The sequence below is a fragment of the Pedobacter sp. HMWF019 genome (assembly GCF_003061025.1).
Lineage (GTDB): Bacteria > Bacteroidota > Bacteroidia > Sphingobacteriales > Sphingobacteriaceae > Pedobacter.
In genome coordinates this window covers 1-4,909 of the sequence record NZ_QAIL01000285.1, presented here as the reverse complement: position 1 = coordinate 4,909, position 4,909 = coordinate 1, and the positions used below count along the sequence as shown (strand labels likewise).

Below are 4,909 nucleotides of genomic sequence, written 5' to 3'. Positions count from 1 at the left end.
GATTATAAAATTTCATATTTGGCGGAGAAAAAATTTGTAATCTATCCCTTTATATCAACACAAAAAGAATTTGGATATTCTGATGTAACCACTCAAAATAATATTGTGGGACGAGTGACAAAAATCTTTGATGATGTGATCGAAAAATTCTCTCAGTTGGATCAGGTGAGTTCATTCTATAACACAATTAGCAATGATTAGCATAATAGATGAATTCCAAGATATAACTCTTTCAACTTATATTGTTAGTTTAACACAATCAGATTGCGAAAACTGTAGATCTTACGTTGACGAGCAATTTGGTTATCGGTCAGAATTTGATGTTAGGGTAGTAGGTTGTTTGGAGGGTGGATTTAACGAGAGTAATCTCTGGCGAAATATAGTAACTGCAGTTCAAATCGCCATTGACGAAGATGAAGACGTTATTGTTATTGTGACTGACGACCATCAGTTTACAGATTTCTATGCAAAAAAAAATCTCATAACAGCTATTATTGAAGCAAACTTACAGGGAGCTGCTATGCTATGTGGGGGAATTCAAAGATTTGGTGACGCCGTGCCACTAAATTTAAATAGGTTTTGGGTTAATACTTTTGAGTCGGTTCGGTTTATCGTTTTGTACAAAAGAATTTTTAAGCCTATAGTGAAATATAGATTCAAAAAGAAAGACAAAGTAGACGTTGTACTGTCACAAATGACCAGTCATAAGATGATTCTATACCCATTCATTTCCAAGGAAGCAGCATCAGTAACTGCTCAAGAGAGTAAAGAACGGATGTTAGATGTAGCAGAAATTACAATCCATCGGCTTGAAAAAATAAGAAAAGTATTCAGCAGATATGTTAAACCCAATATGTTAGATGGCCAAGAAATTCCCATACTTTAAACAACCGGATCAAATGGATTGTGGCCCTACCTGTTTGCGTATGGTTGCTAAATATTATGGTAAAAACTATAATTTACAACGATTAAGGGAAATATCAGGTATTAATAGAGCAGGTGTGTCCCTATTAGGGATTAGTGAGGCAGCAGAAAAGATCGGATTTCGGACAACAGGTATTAAGATTAGTTTAAACAAACTTTTAGAAATAGATCTGCCCTGTATCCTACACTGGCGTCAAAATCATTTCGTTGTATTATATAAGGTACCTAAAATTCCAGGATCAAAAGGGGAAAATTATCATATAGCGGATCCTGCAAAGGGAATTGTTAAATATACCGAAATTGAGTTTTTAAAGCATTGGTTAAGTACACAAAATGATGGGCATTCAAAAGGAATAGCGCTAGTGCTTTCGCCGGCTCCTGAGTTTTACAATCAGGGAGGTAGTCCAACTAAAGTATTGGATTTAACATATATGTCGAGCTATTTGTTCAAATATAAAAAGCTCATCATTCAACTTATTTTAGGACTCGGAGTTGGTAGTTTATTACAGTTAATATTGCCATTCCTCACTCAATCACTTGTAGATGTAGGGATCAATACCAGAAACCTGAGTTTTGTTTACATTATTGTAATTGCGCAAACAATGCTCTTCTTAGGAAGAATGAGTGTTGATTTTATTCGATCATGGATATTGCTTCACATGAGTACAAGAATCAACATCTCCATACTTACTGATTTTCTAATCAAGCTTATGAAACTTCCTATGAGCTTCTTTGATACGAAGATGACAGGAGATATTATGCAAAGAATGAACGATCAGGGAAGAATACAAGTTTTTTTGACTGGCTCATCGTTAAATACAATATTCTCATTGTTTAATTTTATAATATTTGCCTTTGTACTGGCTTACTTTAATTTGAATGTCTTTATCATTTTCGCCATAAGCAGTTTCCTGTATTGTCTTTGGGTCATTTTTTTCCTAAAAAAAAGAAGAGAGTTAGATTTTAAAAGATTTGACATTTCTTCGGAAAATCAAAGTTCAATTGTACAATTGATTAGTGGAATGCAGGAGATTAAGTTGAATAACTGTGAAAGGCAAAAACGCTGGGAATGGGAGAGAATACAAGCATCACTATTTAAATTTAGTGTAAAGAGTTTAGCGCTTGGGCAATATCAGCAGTTTGGAACATTTTTTATTAATGAGGGCAAGAATATTTTAATAACGTTTATAGTAGCAAAATCAGTAATTGATGGGCAGCTAACTTTAGGAACAATGATGGCTATACAATACATCGTTGGTCAGTTAAATAGCCCTTTAGAACAGATGCTTAGTTTTGTTCAGCAATTTCAAGACGCAAAGATAAGTCTAGAACGTTTAAACGAAATTCATGAATTAGAAGATGAAGAGCCACTCGAAAAGCGATTTTTAAATGAACTGCCTTTGAGTAAAAGCATATTCCTTAAAAATATCACTTTTAGTTACCCTGGAGCAGGCAATGAACCAGTATTACAAAATGTAAGTATTAGTGTCTCAGAAGGAAAAACTACAGCAATAGTTGGTATGAGTGGTAGTGGCAAGACGACTATACTGAAACTACTATTGAGATTTTACGAACCGCAAAAAGGTGAAATCCGGATAGGCAATACTTATTTGCATCAGATAGGATATCGTTATTGGCGAGGCCGATGTGGGATTGTAATGCAAGATGGATTCATTTTTTCAGATACAATTGCCAGCAACATTGCAGTAGGAGATGAGTATCCTGACATGGTTAAGTTATTACATGCCATTAAGGTAGCCAATATAAGCGATTTCATCAGAGAATTACCACTAGGATTAAATACTAAAATTGGGGCCTCTGGGAATGGAATAAGTCAGGGGCAAAGACAGCGCATACTAATAGCGAGAGCAGTATATAAGGATCCCGAATATATTTTTTTTGATGAAGCAACTAATGCACTCGATGCAAACAACGAGAAAGTAATTATGCAAAATCTAGAAGCTTTTTTTAAAGGAAAAACAGTAGTGGTTGTAGCGCATCGCCTGAGTACCGTAAAAAATGCAGATCATATTGTGGTACTAGATAAAGGAGTGATAACCGAAGAAGGTACTCATCAAGATTTAATTCAAATGAAAGGTGCATATTATGAACTTGTTAGAAATCAACTTGAACTGGGTGTATAAAAGTGGGGGTATGAAGATGGAGATAGATCAGCCAGAAAATATTACTAATTCAACAATAGACTATCATGTAAACTGTGAGGAAGTACAGGAAATCATATCTGCTGTTCCCTCCTGGATAATCAGCAGAGGAATAACTTTAATCCTGATCATAATTTTAGCAATTGTAGGGGTTTCTGCATTTATACAATATCCAGATGTAGTTAAAACCGGGCTGAAAATAAACTCTTTGAATGCCCCAAAATCTGTGTATTCTAAGCAAACAGGTAAAATTATTGCCCTTCTTGCCAAAGAGGGAGAGTCCGTTAGCAAAGGTTATCCCATAGTTTTTATGGAAAGTACTGCTAATCATAGAGATGTTCTGAAATTGCATGATCTTCTGTCAAAAGTTAATGCATCACTAATCAAAACTGGGTTGGCTGGAGAAATTTCAGTAACAGGTCTAAATCTAGGAGAACTACAATCTGCCTATCAAAACTTTTATCAGAAATATTTACAGTATGTATCTACACAAAACGGTGGTTATTATATTAATCGTAAGGAATATCTGGAACGTGACCTAAAGGAAATCGAAAAATTAAAAGATCAAATTCTAGTGCAACAAAAAGTACAACATCAGGAATTCACCAATGTAGAACAAGAGTTTGAAGCCTATAAAAAGCTCTTTAAAAAAGGAATAGTATCAAACAGCGAGTATAAGCAACAAGAAAACAAATATCTGTCTGGACAATATCCTCTACAGCAAAGTACTACGGCATTATTGAATAATAATACGATTTATGCAAGTAAGCAAAAGGAAATCATTGATTTAGATCATACCATTCAGGATGAAAAAGCAAGTTTTGTTCAATCACTTAGCAATATGATTACAGAAACTGATGCATGGATAAGTAAATTCATATTAACTGCACCCGTGGCTGGAAAGATCAGTTATGCAGGTATAATCCAGGAAAATCAAACTTTAAATAATAATGAGGAAGTTTTTGTTGTAAATCCAGCTAATTCAGACTTTTTTGGTGAAGTTCAAATTCCACAATATAATATGGGAAAAGTAAAAGCCGGCCAAAGGGCATTGATAAAAATGCGAAGTTATCCATTTGAACAATACGGCTTGATAAGAGGCGAAATAAGTTATATGTCTGATGTGGCTTTTAAAGACAGTGTATTTATTGCAAAAATAAGTTTTGATCAATTTGAAAATAAAGATCCAAATCACAAGATTATCTTAAAAAATGGGATGCAAGCCGATGCAGAGATCATTACCCAAGAAAGTTCTTTGCTACAAAGGTTTGCAAGGGGATTTACAAAGTTGCTTAATAGTAATAATTAACACTTTGAATAAACGAAAATAAGCTAGATGCAAACTATGAAATCAAAAAATATCGTCCAAAGTATGTGGATTGATCCAGTCATTGGTGACTTACAAGTCCTTTGTCTAAATTCTTTTATAGCAAACGACGTGGAATTCCACCTGTACACATATAATGAAATTCTCAATGCTCCGGAAGGAATAATCATTAAGGACGCAAATGAAATTTTAAATAGATCTTTAATATTCAAAGACAATAAGAATTCATACGCTACATTTTCAGACTGGTTCAGAATAAAACTACTTTATCTGGTTGGCGGTTGGTGGGTGGACTGTGATGTGCTTTTTATTAAAAAATTCAATTTCAGAGCTAAGTATGTTTTTGCAACCGAAAGCTTTTATCTAAACGATAATCTTGAAATCAGAATCTGTAATGCGGTTCTTAAAATGCCTAAAAAAAGTGTCGTTGGTAAAAGAGTATTGTTAAGAATTGATGAAAAGTTAAAGGAAACCGATGTAACATCCATTCGTTGGA

5 protein-coding genes are annotated in these 4,909 nt (G+C 34.2%); all 5 read left to right on the top strand.

The genetic code is table 11. The annotated features are described in order from the left end of the window. Positions 1-201 (top strand): hypothetical protein (locus DBR11_RS30185; protein WP_255564076.1); only part of this gene is annotated, 201 nt, incomplete at its 5' end. Continuing rightward, positions 194-886, top strand: coding sequence for a glycosyl transferase (locus DBR11_RS16335; protein WP_108553723.1), 693 nt, complete (start codon positions 194-196; stop codon positions 884-886). The genes DBR11_RS30185 and DBR11_RS16335, both read left to right, overlap by 8 nt. After that, complete coding sequence (locus DBR11_RS16330; RefSeq protein ID WP_108553722.1) at positions 861-3,068, top strand: peptidase domain-containing ABC transporter; 2,208 nt, start codon at positions 861-863, stop codon at positions 3,066-3,068. Before DBR11_RS16335 ends, DBR11_RS16330 begins: the two co-directional genes overlap by 26 nt. A gap of 10 nt (positions 3,069-3,078) precedes the next feature. After that, positions 3,079-4,395, top strand: a complete 1,317-nt coding sequence (locus DBR11_RS16325; protein WP_158275304.1) for an HlyD family secretion protein — start codon at positions 3,079-3,081, stop codon at positions 4,393-4,395. A 36-nt stretch (positions 4,396-4,431) separates the two neighbouring features. Then, a partial coding sequence (locus DBR11_RS16320) for a glycosyltransferase (protein WP_199233862.1) occupies positions 4,432-4,909 on the top strand: 478 nt, incomplete at its 3' end.

Bases quoted from the DNA above. Each gene is read 5' to 3' on its own strand.
- DBR11_RS16330 (WP_108553722.1), top strand. From the start codon at position 861: ATGGCCAAGAAATTCCCATACTTTAAACAACCGGATCAAATGGATTGT.
- DBR11_RS16335 (WP_108553723.1), top strand. From the start codon at position 194: ATGATTAGCATAATAGATGAATTCCAAGATATAACTCTTTCAACTTAT.
- DBR11_RS16325 (WP_158275304.1), top strand. From the start codon at position 3,079: ATGAAGATGGAGATAGATCAGCCAGAAAATATTACTAATTCAACAATA.